Source organism: Paenibacillus sp. FSL R7-0333 (assembly GCF_038000365.1).
GTDB lineage: Bacteria > Bacillota > Bacilli > Paenibacillales > Paenibacillaceae > Paenibacillus_AQ > Paenibacillus_AQ silagei.
In genome coordinates this window covers 7,380,193-7,397,006 of the sequence record NZ_JBBOBZ010000001.1, presented here as the reverse complement: position 1 = coordinate 7,397,006, position 16,814 = coordinate 7,380,193, and the positions used below count along the sequence as shown (strand labels likewise).

At 52.1% G+C, this 16,814-nt stretch carries 18 protein-coding genes and 1 tRNA gene; 17 read left to right on the top strand and 2 right to left on the bottom strand.

What is annotated here, in order from left to right:
* Positions 1-32: 32 nt before the first annotated feature.
* Positions 33-533 carry a DUF4446 family protein gene (locus tag MKY86_RS31850; RefSeq protein WP_076081913.1) on the top strand — a complete coding sequence of 167 codons (501 nt, stop codon included), beginning with the start codon at positions 33-35 and terminating at the stop codon, positions 531-533.
* On the opposite strand, the gene yyaC is transcribed toward MKY86_RS31850, so the two are convergent.
* A complete protein-coding gene (gene yyaC, locus MKY86_RS31845) occupies positions 505-1,113 on the bottom strand; it encodes a spore protease YyaC (protein WP_076081912.1) in 609 nt (202 codons plus the stop codon). The two genes, MKY86_RS31850 and yyaC, sit on opposite strands and share 29 nt — an antisense overlap.
* Before the next feature lie 197 nt (positions 1,114-1,310).
* Between yyaC and MKY86_RS31840 the strand changes: the two genes are divergently transcribed.
* The 4 genes from MKY86_RS31840 (at position 1,311) to MKY86_RS31825 (ending at position 2,995) form a co-directional block, all read left to right on the top strand.
* Entirely contained in the window at positions 1,311-1,586 is a 276-nt protein-coding gene (locus tag MKY86_RS31840) for a DUF3343 domain-containing protein (protein WP_076081911.1), read from the top strand.
* A complete protein-coding gene (locus MKY86_RS31835; protein ID WP_076081910.1) occupies positions 1,579-2,616 on the top strand; it encodes a mechanosensitive ion channel family protein in 1,038 nt (345 codons plus the stop codon). The genes MKY86_RS31840 and MKY86_RS31835 overlap by 8 nt, the downstream gene beginning before the upstream one ends.
* The gene (locus tag MKY86_RS31830) at positions 2,616-2,828 is read left to right on the top strand and encodes a DUF951 domain-containing protein (RefSeq protein WP_076081909.1); all 213 of its coding nucleotides are present in this window, start codon (positions 2,616-2,618) and stop codon (positions 2,826-2,828) included. Before MKY86_RS31835 ends, MKY86_RS31830 begins: the two co-directional genes overlap by 1 nt.
* A 76-nt stretch (positions 2,829-2,904) precedes the next feature.
* A tRNA-Ser gene (locus MKY86_RS31825) sits at positions 2,905-2,995 on the top strand.
* 472 nt (positions 2,996-3,467) lie between these two features.
* Here the strand turns inward: MKY86_RS31825 and MKY86_RS31820 are convergent.
* On the bottom strand, positions 3,468-3,665 hold the full coding sequence (locus MKY86_RS31820) for a YjzC family protein (protein WP_036728044.1): 198 nt from the start codon (positions 3,663-3,665) through the stop codon (positions 3,468-3,470).
* 244 nt (positions 3,666-3,909) lie between these two features.
* Between MKY86_RS31820 and rpsF the strand changes: the two genes are divergently transcribed.
* From rpsF to dnaB, 12 genes are all read left to right on the top strand, one after another.
* Positions 3,910-4,194, top strand: coding sequence for a 30S ribosomal protein S6 (gene rpsF / locus MKY86_RS31815; RefSeq protein WP_036728042.1), 285 nt, complete (start codon positions 3,910-3,912; stop codon positions 4,192-4,194).
* Between the two features lie 49 nt (positions 4,195-4,243).
* Entirely contained in the window at positions 4,244-4,759 is a 516-nt protein-coding gene (ssb, locus tag MKY86_RS31810; RefSeq protein WP_076081908.1) for a single-stranded DNA-binding protein, read from the top strand.
* A gap of 21 nt (positions 4,760-4,780) precedes the next feature.
* Entirely contained in the window at positions 4,781-5,053 is a 273-nt protein-coding gene (gene rpsR, locus MKY86_RS31805) for a 30S ribosomal protein S18 (RefSeq protein ID WP_036699837.1), read from the top strand.
* 526 nt (positions 5,054-5,579) lie between these two features.
* Entirely contained in the window at positions 5,580-7,541 is a 1,962-nt protein-coding gene (locus MKY86_RS31800) for an endonuclease MutS2 (RefSeq protein WP_076081907.1), read from the top strand.
* A gap of 230 nt (positions 7,542-7,771) precedes the next feature.
* The gene (gene opp4A / locus MKY86_RS31795; RefSeq protein ID WP_076081906.1) at positions 7,772-9,493 is read left to right on the top strand and encodes an oligopeptide ABC transporter substrate-binding protein; all 1,722 of its coding nucleotides are present in this window, start codon (positions 7,772-7,774) and stop codon (positions 9,491-9,493) included.
* A 394-nt stretch (positions 9,494-9,887) separates the two neighbouring features.
* Positions 9,888-10,940: an LCP family protein gene (locus MKY86_RS31790; RefSeq protein ID WP_076081905.1), complete on the top strand. Its 1,053-nt coding sequence runs from the start codon at positions 9,888-9,890 to the stop codon at positions 10,938-10,940.
* A 193-nt stretch (positions 10,941-11,133) separates the two neighbouring features.
* On the top strand, positions 11,134-11,559 hold the full coding sequence (locus MKY86_RS31785; RefSeq protein ID WP_036728036.1) for a CBS domain-containing protein: 426 nt from the start codon (positions 11,134-11,136) through the stop codon (positions 11,557-11,559).
* Positions 11,560-11,717: 158 nt separating this feature from the next.
* The gene (locus tag MKY86_RS31780; RefSeq protein ID WP_179090524.1) at positions 11,718-12,020 is read left to right on the top strand and encodes a MazG-like family protein; all 303 of its coding nucleotides are present in this window, start codon (positions 11,718-11,720) and stop codon (positions 12,018-12,020) included.
* Positions 12,021-12,026: 6 nt separating this feature from the next.
* Entirely contained in the window at positions 12,027-12,944 is a 918-nt protein-coding gene (locus MKY86_RS31775; protein ID WP_076081904.1) for a DUF2232 domain-containing protein, read from the top strand.
* Positions 12,945-12,955: 11 nt separating this feature from the next.
* A complete protein-coding gene (locus tag MKY86_RS31770) occupies positions 12,956-14,959 on the top strand; it encodes a DHH family phosphoesterase (RefSeq protein WP_076081903.1) in 2,004 nt (667 codons plus the stop codon).
* On the top strand, positions 14,956-15,402 hold the full coding sequence (gene rplI, locus MKY86_RS31765; RefSeq protein ID WP_036728030.1) for a 50S ribosomal protein L9: 447 nt from the start codon (positions 14,956-14,958) through the stop codon (positions 15,400-15,402). The genes MKY86_RS31770 and rplI overlap by 4 nt, the downstream gene beginning before the upstream one ends.
* 1 nt (position 15,403) lies before the next feature.
* Positions 15,404-16,765 (top strand): replicative DNA helicase, encoded by a 1,362-nt coding sequence (gene dnaB / locus MKY86_RS31760; RefSeq protein ID WP_036699821.1) that lies wholly within the window; start codon positions 15,404-15,406, stop codon positions 16,763-16,765.
* Positions 16,766-16,814: the final 49 nt, after the last annotated feature.

The following is a 16,814-nucleotide window of genomic DNA, read 5'->3' as shown; positions in this document are numbered from 1 at the left end:
AATTCTTATTTTTGTATAAAGGATGATTCAACATGTCGGAGTTAAATGAAATCATAAACGAGTATTTATCGGCGTTCATCATGGGCTTTGCCGGGGTAATCATACTGATGGCCATTATGATGATCGTCCAGGGTGCCAGGCTTCGCAGAATGCGGAGCCGGTACGAAGCCATGATGGGCGGGAATGGCATAGAGGATCTGGAGAATCTGCTGGTCAACCTGAAGAATCAGGGGGATATGCTGGAGGAGGTCCAGTTGGAGCAGAAGACGCTGCTTGAAGCGGCACATACCAAAATGCGCGGCATGAAGTCGAAGGTGGCTATGAAGCGCTATAATGCTTTTGGAGAACGCGGTAATGACCTGAGTTTCTCGCTTGCCATTCTGGATGACAACCACAGCGGGATTGTGCTGAGCAGTCTGCACAACCGCGAGAACTCATATATCTATGCTAAGCCGATTGAACAGGGAGAGACCCCGTATGCTCTGTCACCGGAGGAGAAGGAAGTTATTGCTCTCGCGTTGCAGCAGATCTAGCATGCAGGTTCCACTGCTTCAAGGCAGAGTAGAGGCTGGATGAAATAATATCCGACAAGCGCATCACCAGGCTTAATCTGGTGTTCTGCAATACGAAATATTCCATGAATCCTCCCACATTAACGATGCCGGTCAAATGGATATCGCCAACGGGGGGGAGCTGCTTGTTGACCCCTGCGCCAGGACGCAGCGGACCTTCAACCACCTGAATGCAGCCGACGCTGGTGGACTGGCCGAGACAGGCGTCAATGGCGATGATGAACGGGTTGGCATGCTTTTGGTACACAAGGCCCACTGTCTCTTCCAGGTTAATGGCATGTACCGGCTCCTCCAGCGTTCCGTAGAGATGGAACAGCGGGCTGTGAAAGCGGGCCAGTGTCGTGCCGACCAGGGGGCCAAGAGAATCGCCGGTCGAGCGGTCCGTGCCCACGCAGATAATGACAATGGGCGTATCCGGACGGGTGCGCGAAAAGTGGAACAGCAGACGGTGGGTAATGGCAGAATAGATATTGGGGTCGGCATGTGATATTTTTAAACAGGATGGTTCTTGCAGCGGTGGAGCTTTGGAAGAGAAATTCATATAATCGTCCTTTCTGAGGCGGCGACTGCAAATCACGGGAAAATCAGCTAAAAAAGCAGTCAGGCTGCCAGGCTGCTGATTACGCAAGGCTTACGTCCGCGGGAGCGTGTTCTGATGATCCTAGTATATGGATGGAAGTGGTTTTTTATACTATGGCGGCAATAGATAGGACCAATAACCCAGAGGAGGCGTGGAGTGTGGAGGAGGAACTGCTGCTAGCGTTTGATTCGACCCAGCAGGCGCTGCGCGCCGAGATGTTGCTTGAATATGCGGAGATTGAAATCGATATCTTCCCTACGCCCAAGGAGATCACCGCCGGCTGTGCGATGTCGATCCAATTCTCCCGGAGTGCGCTGGATGAGGTAAGGGTCCTGGTCGAAGAGCAGAACGTAGAGATCCGGGGGATCTTCGCCAAGGCCGTTGAGGTTGCAGGGTATGTGGAAATAACGGAGAAGGAGGGGTTCGATGATTAACAGCTTACTTGCGGCCGACGGCGTTGACGGTGTTGTTAATGATGCCGTCCGCTTCAAAGATAAATTATGGGACTGGTTCACCAATACGGATATGTGGGCCACGGTCCTGTTTTCGGGAATCAGAATTCTCTTAATTTTCATTCTGACCCGGGTGATTATCAAAGTGGTCTCCAATGTGATTGACCGGTCTCTTGAGCGGGAGACGAGGGGGAGGATGTTAGCGAACAACCGGCGTTTCTCCACCGTCGGCGGACTGATGAAGAATGTGGTTACCTTCTTCTGTAACTTCACCATGATTCTGCTGGTTCTGTCGGAGTTCAACTTCGATCTGAAGCCGCTGCTCGCCGGAGCAGGGGTAGTCGGCCTGGCTATAGGGTTCGGCGCACAAAGTTTGGTCAAAGATGTGATTACGGGCTTCTTTATTATTTTTGAGGACCAGTTTGCAGTCGGGGATGTTATCCAGAGCGGAACCTATAAGGGAACGGTGGAGATGATTGGCCTGAGGACGACCAGACTGTTAAGTGCAACGGGCGAGGTACACATCATTCCTAACGGCACGATTGTTAATGTGACGAATTATTCGCTGGCGAATGCACTGGCTGTAGTAGATGTTCCGGTTAAAATCGAACGCGGGCTCGAAGCCACTCTGGCCCTGATCGGCGAGGCGCTTCAGGGCATCGAGGAACGCAGCTCCAGTGTCATTGCCTACCCTAATATTCTGGGAATCCAGTCGATGAGTACTTCGGAGTATGTCATCCGCATAGCGGCGAATTGCCTGCCTAATGCCAGAGACGCTGCCGAGCGGCAGATTCAGAATGATATCAAGCATGCTCTGGAGAAGCAGAGCGCCCTGGAGGCTGCTAAGGCCGAGCAGGAGGCGCGTGAGCAGGCGGAGAGGGAGGCGAGGGAGGCTAAGGCGGCTCGTGAGCAGGAGCGCACAGAGGAAGCCCGCAGAGCCCGTGAGGAGCAGGAGGCCAGCCCAAGAAGGCAGGTGGCAGCTGCGCAAGAGGCAGAGGAGGGGGAAGAGTAATGGAACGCAAGGTATTCGGGCTGGGTGATATTGTGCAGATGAAGAAGCAGCATCCCTGCGGAACGAACGAGATGGAGATCATCCGTATGGGGATGGATATCCGGATTAAGTGCACCGGCTGTCAGCACAGTGTCCTCATTCCCCGCGCCAAATTCGAAAAGAATCTGAAGAAGGTCCTGCATTCAGCGGATAGTGGAGCGGAGAATAATTAAGCTGGCGCAGGAAGCGAAACGCAAATGAATAACGCTTGCAATTGTGCGATTGGCATGATATGATAATTCTTGCTGCGGAGAGGTACCCAAGAGGCCCAAGGGGGCTGACTCGAAATCAGTTAGGCGTGTCAAAGCGTGCGTGGGTTCGAATCCCACCCTCTCCGCCACTTCAGCAATTATATTCTTAATTTATGAGACCTCCGTTCTGATACGGGGGCTTTTTTGTGCAAATATAAGAATTTTATATGTTGCACACGATTAATTATCCTTCTATTTCTCGCTGAAACGGTACCGTCCTGTAAAAGGACGGCAAAGCCGTTTCCACTTGCTGCATACTTCATCGTGAAGTCCGGATAGATAGCACGCAAAAAGAGAGACCTTCGCAGGTCTCTCTTCCAGAGGCAGTACATCAATGACGTTCGGAAATCTCTGTCTATAGCTACTACTGTGATTGGGTAATACTAAAGCTGTTACTCCTTTTTACAGAGCCAGCTTCACTCTCCCCGGGTACGATAGCTGCTGAATTCAGAATCCCTGTGATCGTGTTCGTCTGCGACGTTCAACGGAACCACACCTCTCTTTTGTACTGCCTGGGTCTAGTATGCGCAGCGTTCAAGGTTTTATACCTGGCTGCTGAAATTAATGGACACGGGCCTTCTCGACTTTTTTCCACTTGCGGTTCTGGTTGCTGGTCTCCGGGAAGGTGTCGCCTTTCTCCATTGTAATCCGCTTCGGATTCTGAATCTCCGTGTGGAAGCTCCGCGCTTCGCCTACCTCGGTGTAAACGCCCGGGTTGGGGGCTTTGTCGCCTTTTTCATACTCCGTCTGTTCGCCCATTGGTGAATAACCTCCTGTTATCGAATGATGAAGCGGTTATATTGTGGCCTTGACGATGAGGGATTACTCAGAGGTTCTTTCGGAATCCGCCAACATTTTTTGGGGGTCCAGCATCTGGTACGTATTAATAAAACTTGCAATCCTCTGCTGGGTTTGGTATATTGATTTGGTGCGAGTCTATGTTTGTGCTCGTTCCTTGCTCCTGACCTGATCAGGGGCCGCAGACCATAAGGAGGTGAAAATTATGCGCAAATATGAAGTCATGTACATTATTCGTCCTGACATTGAACAAGAAGCCGTTCAAGCAGCAGTCGAAAAATTCCAAGGCATCATCTCCAACGGCGGAGAAATTACAAAGCACGATGTGCAAGGTAAACGCCGTCTTGCGTATGAGATCAAGAAACATCGTGATGGCGTTTTTGTTTTGGTTAACTTCAATGCAGAACCTGCAGTAGTTACTGAGCTTGAGCGTATCATGAAGATTTCTGACGAAGTAATTCGTTATCTCATTACGAACGACGTTGCCTAAGATATTGACAAGCTTTGTAACGAATCGCGCTATTAAGGAGGGGACCTAATTGTTGAACCGTATCATTCTGATCGGTCGGTTGACCCGTGACCCGGAACTTCGTTATACTCCTGCTGGTGTTGCCGTAACACAGTTTACGCTTGCCGTAGACCGTAACTTTACGGGCCAGAACGGTGAACGCGAAGCGGACTTTATCCCGGTAGTAACCTGGAGACAGCTGGCTGAGACCTGTGCCAATTATTTGCGCAAAGGAAGACTGGCAGCCGTGGAAGGACGCATCCAAGTACGGAATTACGAGAATAACGAAGGCAAACGTGTATACGTTACTGAAGTTATTGCCGATAATGTCCGTTTCCTGGAATCCGCGCAGAGCCGTGAAGGCGGAAATGCAGCAAGTGGCGGAAGTATGCCTGAAGAGCCAGCCTTCGGTGGCGGCGGTAACGGCGGGAACAGTGCTCGCGGAAATGGAAGCAACAATAATTTCTCGCGTAACAACAATACCCAAGATCCTTTTTCGGGCGATGGAAAACCGATCGATATATCGGACGATGATTTGCCATTTTAATAAGGAAGGACTGAACTGAACATGGCTTTCAAACCAAGAGAAGGTGCGGACAACGACAAAAGACCGGCACGTCGTGGTGGACGCAACAAGCGTAAAAAAGTGTGCTATTTCACTGTGAACAAGATTACTCACATTGATTATAAAGACACTGAGCTTCTTAAGAAGTTCATCAGCGAACGCGGAAAGATCTTGCCGCGTCGTGTAACGGGTACAAGTGCAAAATACCAACGCGCTCTGACTATTGCTGTAAAGCGCTCGCGTCAAATCGCGCTGCTGCCTTACACAACAGAATAGGACGTTTTATGAAGCAGCCGGCTGAGCCGGCTGCTTTTTGTATGAGATAACCCATAATTGACAAACGGATTCCAGGTGTAGTAAATTACAGGTATCCTATAACTAAAGGGGAAATTTTGATGTTGGTGAGCGTTCTTAACTAAGCAATTTCATATCGTTCCGGCTGTTAGCCGCCGCATGCTCTGATTTTGCCAGAGGCATGTCTTGTTGGAGTCTGTCCTGGTGACATCTCTGACTGAGTAGACCGCGGGCTGCTGGAATGAATGATTTAGTTAAGAACACACGCGAAGCGTCATGATGGCCTCTTGATCCGGCTATTGTTCTCTTTGTGATTAACCGTGCTCTTGCAGCACGGTTTTTTCTGTTTTCAGGTGTCCTCCCGAAAGAGCCGGGACTCTGAGGCCAAAGAGAAGCAGCAGCAAAAAGAGGGCGAAGACTGCCGTGGTGGCGGTTCTTTGCCCTCTTTTTGCGTTATGCGCAGTGGATTGGGATAAGAAATATACTTGTATACAAGGAGGAATTCAGCTTGAATCTGCAAAGTCTGCACACATTGGAATATGAGACGATTAAGCAGGAATTGCTGCGTCATGCGGTATCTTATGAGGGAAGAAGGGTTGTCAGAGAGCTTCAGCCGATGATCTACCTGCCGGCGATACACCGGGCGCTTGAGGAGGCGCAAGAAGCGAAAGAGCTGCTGGAACGTGGAGCCAGTGTACCGATTCCCTCGCTGGAGGGCATTGAATGGGTGCTGTCGCTGCTCGGGACCGGGTATATGTATAATGAGCAGGATTTCACTGCAGTCTCGCTGTTTCTGAACAGCTGCGGACAGCTCAGGAAATACATGGCCGCCAAGGAGCAGATAGCGCCGCGCATCGCCGCTTACGGGGCATCCCTTCAGGAGCTGAATGGGGTTCGGGACGAGATAGAACGGTGTATCCGGCTGGGCGTCATTGATGACCACGCCAGCAAAGGACTGGAACGGGTCCGCAAACGGCTGGCAGTCGCCAAGGAGCGCCTGCACCGGAAGCTGGAGAGTATCATGAACCGCCACAAATCCATTTTACAGGAAAGTCTGGTCAGTATGCGCGGCGGGCGGTATGTCATTCCGGTGAAACGGGAGTATCACAAGCAAATTAAGGGCTCGGTGCTGGATCAGTCCACCAGCGGGCAGACGGTATTCGTGGAGCCGGATGAGGTGGCCTCGTTACAGGGAGAGATCGAACTCCTGACTGCTGACGAGGCCCGCGAGGAAGGAATAATCCTGAGTATGCTGACAGGGCTGTTAGAGCAGGAGCAGGCCGCTATCCGGCTTAATATTGAGGTAACGGGCATGTATGACTTTATTTTCGCCAAAGGGAAGGTTGCCCGGGTAATGGATGCGGGGCCGGTTGCTCTGAACGAACGCGGGTATGTGAGGATGAATGGAGGACGTCACCCCCTGCTGAAGGATATGGTGCCGGTCAGTCTGGAGCTGGGTCAGGGGTATAAATCGCTGATTGTAACCGGGCCGAATACAGGCGGCAAGACGGTGGTGCTCAAAACCCTGGGCCTGCTCGTATTAATGGCACAGTCCGGCCTGCTGGTACCGGTTGATCCCGGCAGTGACTTCGCGGTCTTCACCAATGTAATGAGCGTTATCGGAGACGGACAGAGCCTGACACAGTCCCTGAGCACCTTCTCGGCACAGATGAAGAGTATTGAAGGAATGCTCTATGATGCCGGCAGAGGCGTGCTGCTGCTGATTGATGAGCTGGCTGCCGGCACAGACCCTGGTGAAGGGTTCGCGCTGTCCATCGCGATTCTGGAGGAGCTGAACCGGAAGGGGGCTAATATCGTGGTAACAACCCACTTCAATGAGCTGAAGGCCTTCGCGGCGGCAACGGCAGGCTTCGAGAATGCACGGATGGAGTTCGATCAGAACACGCTGCAGCCGCTGTATAAGCTAACGATTGGCGAGGCTGGCGAGAGCTACGCGCTGCAGATCGCTGAGAAGCTGGGTATTCTCCATTCCGTTATCGAGCGGGCCAAACAGCTTGTGACAGAGCAGCAGGGACACAGAGGCGGCCACAGCCCGTGGAAGGACGCTATCAGAGCTGCTCAGAAGGCTACAGCAGCGGAGGCTGAAATAACTGCAAAAGCGGATAGAACGGCTGAAGGACAGCAGGGAAGCGGTGCATCACAGGAGGCGCATACTCCAGTACCTGAATTTGCGATAGGGGATGCTGTCTATGTCAGCTCTCTGGGGCGCACTGGAATTGTCTATGAGAGGAAGGACAGCCGGGGGAGGGTCGGAGTGATGATTCAGAAGCAGAAGATGAGCATTAATCATAAGCGGCTGAAGCCTTATCTGTCCAAGGAAGAGCTGTATCCGGAGGATTATGATTTTGATATTATTTTTGAGAGCAAGGAGACCCGGAAGAAGCGTAAGCTGATGCGGAAAAAGCATGTGGAGGGCCTTAGCATCATCCACCCGGGAAAGGAAAATTAAGGCGCTGCTGTAGCTGAAGTCTGCCCGTCAGGGCAGGCTTTTTTCAACATCGGAAGGGTTCTTGGCTGCCCCGAAATAAATTAAACACTTCACTTTACAGTGAATATTGTATATCCTCTATAATGTGGAATAATTAATTGTCCATAATCTGCATAATAGGCATTACAGTAAAATCTAGTGTAGAAACCGCTTACATTACTGTGTGATCCAACCCGGGAGGGAAGAAATATATGTCAAACCGACTCATCGGCAGACTGATGCTACCGCTTGCGCTCTTGGTGGCATTGTCGGCATGCAGCGGGCCAAGCCCGGCCGTCAAGAATGTTGTGGCGCGCCTTAGCCAAACAGCCGATGAACCCATTACAGGCGGGACTGTGATCTTCGGCTACCCGTCCGCTTTTCAAGGTATTTTTGAACCGGCATTCTTCGAAGGAGAAGATGATTCCAATGTGCTGGAGTTCACCACTGAGGCCATGTTCACTGTGAAGGATGATTTGTCCACTGCTCCTAATATCGCCAGCTGGCAGGAGTCCGAGGATCATACGGTGTTCACATTCACCATTAAGCCCGGGGTCCGCTGGCATAACGGGGATGAGCTGACCGTGGAGGATTGGAAGTTTGCTCTGGAGACTATCGCCAGCCCGGAGTATACGGGTTCCAGATACTATAGCGTTGAGATGATCAAGGGCGCAGAAGCTTACCACCAGGGCCAGGCGAAGGAAATTACAGGGCTTAAGGTGATGGACCCGTATACGCTGCGCATTACAATGAATTCAGCACGGGTGAACATGATTGATAATCTGTGGGCCTACCCGATGAACAAGCGGTACTTCGAGGGAGTGGCTGTTAAGGACATGCCGGACAGCGATCAGGTGCGCAAGCAGCCAATTGGCACGGGTCCGTTCATGGTAACCAGCATTGTGCCGGGCCAGACGGTGGAAATGAAACGGTTCGATAATTATTACAAGGGCGGAGCGCTTCTGGACGGGATTACTTATAAGGCGATCGACAGCAAGGATATTACCGCTCTGCTTGAAGCAGGAACTGTCGATATGGCGGCTTTGCCGCGTGATGCCTATGAGGCCGCAGGGCAATTGGATAATGTAGAGATTAGGGTCACACCAGGAATGTCGTTTGAATATATCGGGTTCAAGTTTGGACACTGGGATGAGACAGACGGTCAGGTGGTCATGGATAATCCCAAGTTCAAGGATAAACGCCTGCGTAAGGCAATGTATTATGCACTTGACCGGCAAGGGATTCTAGATAAATATTCCTATGGCCTTGGGACGCTTATCGAGACACCTATCCCCAGCTCCAGCTGGGCCAAGATCGCGGATGAGGAGATCGACACCTATCCCTATTCTCCGGAAAAGGCTGGGCAGCTGCTGGATGAGGCCGGGTATCTGGATATGGACGGGGATGGACTCCGCGAAGATCCCAGCGGCAAGAAGCTCGTTATTCACTATGATGCGATGAGCGGCAGCAAGACAGCTGAGGCCCGGACGGCAGCCATTCTCCAGAATTGGCGTGATGTCGGGCTGGATGTGCGGCTCAGCGGAGGAAGCCTCAAGGAGCTAAATACCTTTTATGAAGCGGTGGAGTCGGATGATCCGGCAGTGGAGCTGTTCAACGGCGTGTGGGGACTGGCCAGCGACCCTGATCCTTCGGGCTTATGGCGCGCTGCCGATTCGTGGAATTACCCCCGGTGGACATCGAAGCGCAGTGAGGACCTGATCCGGGAAGGGGTCAGCCTGAAGGCGTATGATAAGGACTTCCGGAAGGAAATCTATTATGAATGGCAGAAGCTGATCAATGATGAGGTTCCAATGATCTTTTTCGCTGAACGCTCGGATATTACTGCGGTGAATAAGCGCCTGCAAGGGGTAACAATGAACGCTTTAAGCAATATCATCAATCCGCAGAGCTGGTGGATTAAGGATACTGAATAGGCTAAGAGGACGGTCTGATCTGCTGTGTTAAGTGGCTGAACAGACTGTCTTTTTTTATTTTTTTGGCTGAAAAAGAATCAAAACGCCGTTTGCTGCGTCATATACTTTATGGAATATAAGCGGCCTAAGTGTCAAAGTTGTCGTTATTTGTTGTTTCTTTTTAGTGGTGAAGTGATTACAATAGAAATATTGTTTATGTGTCAAAGCCGTTTTCCAGGTTTATTCTACAATTAGAACGACCCGAATCCCGGAAAGGGGGAATAATACCATCTGAAGCAGGGCGGCGTACAGCAGCTAGAACAGCCCACTCATGACTGCCTTGGAAGCCCAGGCGGCCATTGTAAATAGATTACGTTCATAATATGTACATTCCACCATAAAGAAGGAATCAAAAATGATGAAAAAGCTTAAAAAAATAAAAAAAAGATACATTGCGCTCATTCTGGTACTGGTGATTGCAGCCGGAGGGTTTCTGTTCCAGAAGCCGCTGGCTGTGCTGGCATTCGACCTCTTTTTATCCGATCAGGTGGAGCAGAAGCTGACGGATGCATCCTATGTGCCTCTGGAGAATAACACCAGCAAGACACCGACTTCCGTTAAGGCTGAACCGGTGGCACTCAAAAGCGATCCGTTCTCTCTGATGCTTCTTGGTACAGATCAGCGGAAGAATGAAACCGCACGCTCAGATACCATGATGTATGCGGTGATCCGGCCGGAGGATTATAAAATTCTGCTGATCTCCGTTCCCCGGGATACCTACACGGAAATTATCGGATACAAGGACAATAAGAAGGATAAAATTACACATGCGTATGCGTTCGGCGGGCAGCAAATGTCCAAGGATACACTGGAAGCGCTCCTCGGCCATGATATTCAATATTATGCCACCATCAACTTTCAGGGGCTGAAGGATGCTGTCGATGCCATTGGCGGTGTGCCGCTCCCGATCAAGAAGGATATTGTCAACAAAGGCAAAGACCATGAGAAATTCACCATTAAGGCCAATAAGTCGAACTATAGCGGCGAAGAGGCACTTAACTATACCCGCTACCGTGAGGATAGCGACTTCAACCGGACCAAACGTCAACAGGTCTTTATTGATGTCGTAGCGAATAAAATGTTATCGATCAGCCAGATCGGCAATATTCCTGAGCTGCTGGATATCATGGGCGACAATTTCAAAACGGATATTCAGCCCTCGATGATCATCAGTCTCGCCAAGAAGTTCATGGGCGGCAAGGACATGGATATCTCCAGCTTCACGGTGATGGGGGAAGGCAAACGGATGGACGGGGTCTACTACGATGTAGTGAACGAAGAGGATCTGAATAAAGCCAAGGCGCTGATCGACAACTGGATGAACCCCAGCACACCGGTTGACCAGCTGATTGAGCCAGGCAAGGCCGGCAACGCGCTTGAGCCTTCGGCTACACCTGCAGTACAATAAGGATCAGAACCGATTTTCTTGACCCGTTATAAAAACAGCAGCCATTCCCTCAAGGTTAATGGCTGCTGTTTACTGTCTTCATGCTATAATGGAATGGAACTTATTGCTGAGGGCAGACGTATAACTACGGTGGGCTTTAGTGCAAGGAAGGTAAAGTAGCATTCCTTCGGAATTCTTTGAGGAGGATTAAGAGATGAACATTGCGTTTTTTTTACTTCCGAAGCAGGAGGTCGCATGTGTTACCATGGATTCGACGCTGCGGCAGACCCTGGAACGGATGGAGTTTCACCGCTATACAGCAGTGCCGATCCTGAACCGCAACGGAGAATATGCGGGAACGGTTACAGAAGGTGATTTGCTCTGGTATATGAAGGAGTCGGGCGGCGCGGTCACCTTTGAGAATGCTTCCAAATTTCTGCTTAAGGATGTCCCGCTGCGGATGAACAATCTGGCGGTTTCGATTGATGCGGATATGGAAGATCTGATTAATTTGGCCAAGGTCCAGAACTTTGTACCGGTGGTCGACGACATGAAGCGGTTCATCGGCATTGTACGCCGGAGCCAGATTATTGAATACTGCGAGAAATTTGTCTCACGGCAATCGCTCGAATCGTTATAAGGTACCAAGGCCTGTATTTCCGGCGAAGCGGAATGCGGGCCTTTTTTGAAAGATGGAAGGCGGTATTCAGGGGCGGCAGGCGTCCGTGTGGCTCGGAAATTTTTATGCTATAATGGAGAATAATGCTTTTTGCCGGAGGTAGAGAGACAGTGCCCAATGTGCCGAAGGATCTGGATGTGGCCAAACGCGCCAAGGTAATTGAGTGGTTAAAGACGGAAGTTATTGATCAAGTCTCAAGGTTATTCAAAGCGCTGTGGGAAGGCAGTACCACGCGTGTCGGCGACAGTCTGGCCAGCCTGATTATGAGCTCGTACATCTTGGGGCGCAGACTCGGTATCCCTTATCGCGAGCTGGATGATTTACTGCTGGAGAAGCTGAGAAAGCACAGGCAGGAGGGCCATCAGCTCGAAGAATGGTACCAGGATATATCTGCATTAGAAGAACATATGCGTAAGAGGTGAATACTGTTGAAATTTCGCTGGACATCTGTGGCTTGGAGCGTAGCTTATCTGTTGCTGCTGTTATCCCTGTCAACCCCGCTTTTGCTTATTACAACATTCTTTATGATTATTCCGGCCATAGTGCTCTTTACGACCCTTAACACCAAGCAGTTCATTCTGCATCTGTTACCGGTTCTGCTGATTGTGGGCCTGATTACCCCGATGTATATCCTGATTGCGGCTTATTTCTTAATCCCGGCCCTTGTGATGGGACGATGGTACAAGAAGCGTGCTTCAGCGATTTCTACACTGATTGCCGGTATGGTCGCTATCCTAGCTGAATTCCTGCTGATTCTGCTGATCAGTACGACGTTCCTTAAGTTCAACTTGTACGACTATGTCTATGATGTTCTGAAGACCTATGCAGACTGGCTGGCAAGTATGGGGGCAAGCAATCCGCTGCTGTCCGAGATCGCCCTCTCCTCCGATCAAATTGGCCAGATGAGCTGGCTGACGATCCAGGCGATACCGATGACGCTGATCCTCAGTGCGTTCGTGATTGCGGTCATTACCCATTCCATTGTCCGCCCTATACTGAACAGTATGGAATATGCGGTGCCCAAGCTGAAGCCGGCGCGGGAATGGAGACTGGCCAGAGCGTTCATCTGGTATTATCTGCTTGGCGTCGTAATCAGCCTGCTGTTCGGCGGTGCCGACAGCGGCTTCATGCTAATGGTCTCGGCCAATCTGCTGCCGCTGTTGCAGATTGCGTTCAAGATTCAGACCATCGGCTTCCTCTTCTTCCTGGTGCATGAACGGAAGTGGAGCAAGATCATCGCTCTTCTGCTGGCAATCCCTGTTATTGCTCTGCCGGGATTCTGGATTATTGGTGTGGTGGACCTGGCGTTTCCGCTGCGGGAGCTTGTGAAGAAATCGAAACGATAGGGTGAGGGCTCATGCCAAAATTTCTGCAAAGACGCTGGCACGGCTATCATACCGTGTGGGCGTTCTTACTGCTGCTGGTCCTGATTATAGTAGTGAGTATCTATAACTGGGTCCTCGGTGTTGCCAGCCTCTTCCTGGCCGGCACATTGTGTTTCACCATGCTGCAGGCCGAGCTGTCGTTCCGCCGCAACCTTGTAGATTATATCAATGGCCTGTCCTTCCGCATCAAGCGGGTGGAGGGAGAGGCTGTAAGCATGCTTCCGCTCGGAATTATCCTGTACAGTGAGGACCGGGCGGTGGAATGGCATAACCGGAATGCCGGCCAGATCTTCTCCCGCAAGTCTCTTGTGGGTGAAGATATGCAGGAGCTGATGCCTGAGGTTATGGCTTCTCTGCAGAACCTGCCGTCCAAGCGGGAACCGGTTAAGGAAGGGGTATTGAAGGAGCAGCGCCATGAGCTTACGGTGGATGACCGTTATTATGAGGTCGTGGTGATTCCAAGCGAACGGCTGCTGTATTTATTCGATATTACCGAGCTTGTGGTGCTGCGTGAGCGGTATGAGGAAGAGAAGCTGGCGATTGGAATTGTCATGATGGATAATCTGGATGAGGCCGCCCAGGGGATGGATGATCAGCAGCGTACTTCGCTAATCGCCAAGGTTGCCAGTGAGATTACCGAGTGGAGTAAGCAATTCGAGGTATATCTGCGACGTTTGTCTTCCGAGCGGTACCTGATGCTGTTGAATCACCGCAGCCTTCAGGCCCTGGAGGAGAGCAGGTTCGTGGTGCTGGATGAGGTCCGTGAGATGACGGCAGACCTCAAGGTGCCGATGACGCTGAGCATAGGCCTTGCCTACGGCTCGGAATCGGCCAGTGAGCTGGGAGCGCTTGCCCAGTCGAGTCTGGACATGGCGCTCGGCAGAGGCGGGGACCAGGCCGCTGTGAAGGCGGGCCAGCGGCTCTCCTTCTACGGCGGCAAGACCAATGCCGCCGAGAAACGCACCCGCGTCCGGGCGCGGGTGATCGCCCACGCCCTGCGGGATCTGATGCAGGAGAGCGACCGGGTGCTGATTATGGGGCACCGGATACCGGATATTGACGCGGTGGGAGCGGCGATTGGCCTGCTTAAGGCGGCACAGATGTACAATGTGGAAGCCAGCATTGTGATGGAGACACCGAATCCCTCGATTACCCGGATGATGGAGGAGATTCGTAAGGATGAGGCGCTCTACAAGACCTTTATCACGCCAGAGCAGGCTCTCCAGATGATGACGGAGCATACGCTGCTCATTGTTGTGGATACACACAAGGCTTCCATGACTATGGAGCCGAGGCTGGTGCAGGTTGCCAGCCGGATTGTGGTGGTTGACCATCACCGCCGGGGTGAGGAGTTCATCAATGACGCTGTGCTCGTGTATCTGGAGCCGTATGCGTCATCGACCTGTGAGCTGGTGACGGAGCTGCTGCAGTACATTCATGACAAGATTAAGCTCAGCCCGCTGGAGGCCACGATGCTGCTGGCCGGGATTACGGTCGATACGAAGCATTTCGCGCTGCATACAGGTTCGCGGACCTTCGAGGCGGCAGGGTTCCTGCGCCGGGTCGGGGCGGATACGATTCTCATTCAGCGCATGCTGAAGGAGGATCTGCAGGAGTATATCTCGAAGGCGGAGATCATCAAGCATGCGCGTATGGTGTATGACCAGATCGCACTGGTGGTCACACAGCCCGGGATGAAGATTCCGCAGCTGCTGATCGCCCAGACGGCGGATACGCTGCTTGGGATGACGAATGTGGTGGCGTCCTTCGTCATCAGTGAACGTCCTGACGGCCTGATCGGCATCAGCGCCCGTTCTCTGGGTCGGATGAATGTGCAGGTAGTCATGGAGAAGCTGGGCGGCGGCGGACATCTGTCCAACGCGGCTGTACAGCTTGAAGGAACAACCAAAGAAGCGGAAGCCAGACTGCTCGCAGTGCTGGCCGAAATTGAAGCGAAAGAGGGGTTATTTGAATGAAGGTCATATTCTTGAAGGATGTTAAGGGTCAAGGCAAGAAGGGGCAGGTTAAAGAGGTGTCGGAGGGCTATGCAGCCAATTTCCTGTTGCCGCGCGGGCTGGTTCGTCCGGCTACAGACGGTAATGTGAAGACACTGGAGAACCAGGCGGCAGCCGAACAGCGCCGCAAGGACCAGGAGAAGGAGGAAGCGGTACAGCTGGGCAAGAAGCTGGATGAGCTGACCCTGACTCTAAAGGCCAAAGCAGGCGAAGGCGGCCGTCTCTTCGGCGCTATTACCAGCAAGCAGATCGGCGAGACACTGGCAGCTACTCAGGGCATCGTCATCGACAAGCGCAAAATTGAGCTGAGCGATTCGATCCGCCATGTAGGCACGTTCCAGGCAACAGTTAAGCTGCATACTGAAGTAAAGGCTAACCTCACGGTTCAGGTAACGGAGGAGTAGGATGGGTGGAGATCTCTTTTTCGATCGGGTTCCCCCGCAGAATCTGGAGGCAGAACAGGCCGTACTGGGTGCAGTTCTACTGTCGGATGAGGCGCTAATTACCGCGATGGAGCGGGTGAATACCGAAGACTTCTACGACAAACCGCATCAGATGATATTTGAGGCGATGGTGCAGCTCGGAGAAGAGAGCCAGCCGATTGACCTGATTACATTGACATCCCGGCTCCAGGATAAGGGGGAGCTTGAGGATATCGGCGGTGTCAGCTATCTGGCGAAGCTGGCGCATGCGGTGCCGACTGCGGCCAACGTCGATTATTACGCCCAGATTATTGAAGAGAAGGCGATGCTGCGGCGGCTGATCCGCACAGCCACGCAGATTGTCAGCGAAGGCTATACCGGCGGCGAAGACGTAGGCATTATGCTGAGTGACGCCGAGCGGCGAATCCTGGAGATCTCGAACCGCCGCAGCGGCAGCGGGTTCATTGCCATCCGCGATGTGCTCATGCAGGTATTCGACCGGGTCGAGCTGCTCCATCAGAATAAAGGCGGAACCTCGGGGATTCCAACCGGGTTCGTTGACCTGGACCATATGACGAACGGCTTTCAGCGCAATGACTTAATTATTGTGGCGGCCCGTCCTTCCGTCGGGAAGACGGCCTTCGCTCTGAATATCGCGCAGAATGTGGCGGTGCGGGCGAAGGAGACGGTAGCCATCTTCAGTCTGGAAATGTCGGCGCCCCAGCTGGTTCAGCGTATGATCTGCGCAGAGGCCAATCTGGACGCCAATATTATGCGTACCGGTGATTTCAAGAGCGATGATGACTGGTCCAAGCTCACGATGGGCATCCAGTCGCTGTCCGAGTCCGAAATCTACATCGACGACACTCCGGGCATCACAGTTACCGATATCCGGGCGAAATGCCGCCGGCTCAAGAAGGAAAAGGGACTCGGAATGATTGTCATCGACTACCTGCAGCTGATCCAGGGCCGGGGCAAGGCCGGCGAGAACCGCCAGCAGGAGGTATCGGAAATCTCCCGTACCCTGAAGCAGATCGCCCGTGAGCTTGACGTTCCGGTTATTGCCTTGTCCCAGCTCAGCCGCGGTGTGGAGCAGCGCCAGGACAAACGGCCGATGATGAGTGACCTTCGTGAATCAGGCTCTATCGAGCAGGATGCCGATATCGTAGCGTTCCTGTACCGTGATGATTATTACAATCAGGATACCGAGAAGAAGAACATTATCGAAATTATTATTGCCAAGCAGCGTAACGGTCCGGTAGGGACGGTGGAGCTTGTGTTCCTCAAGAACTTCAACAAGTTCGTCAACTACGAGCGGGCGCATGCAGAACCATTTGCAGGTTAGGCAAACTTCGCACAATACACGAACGATTGCACATTTCAGTCTGTGATCG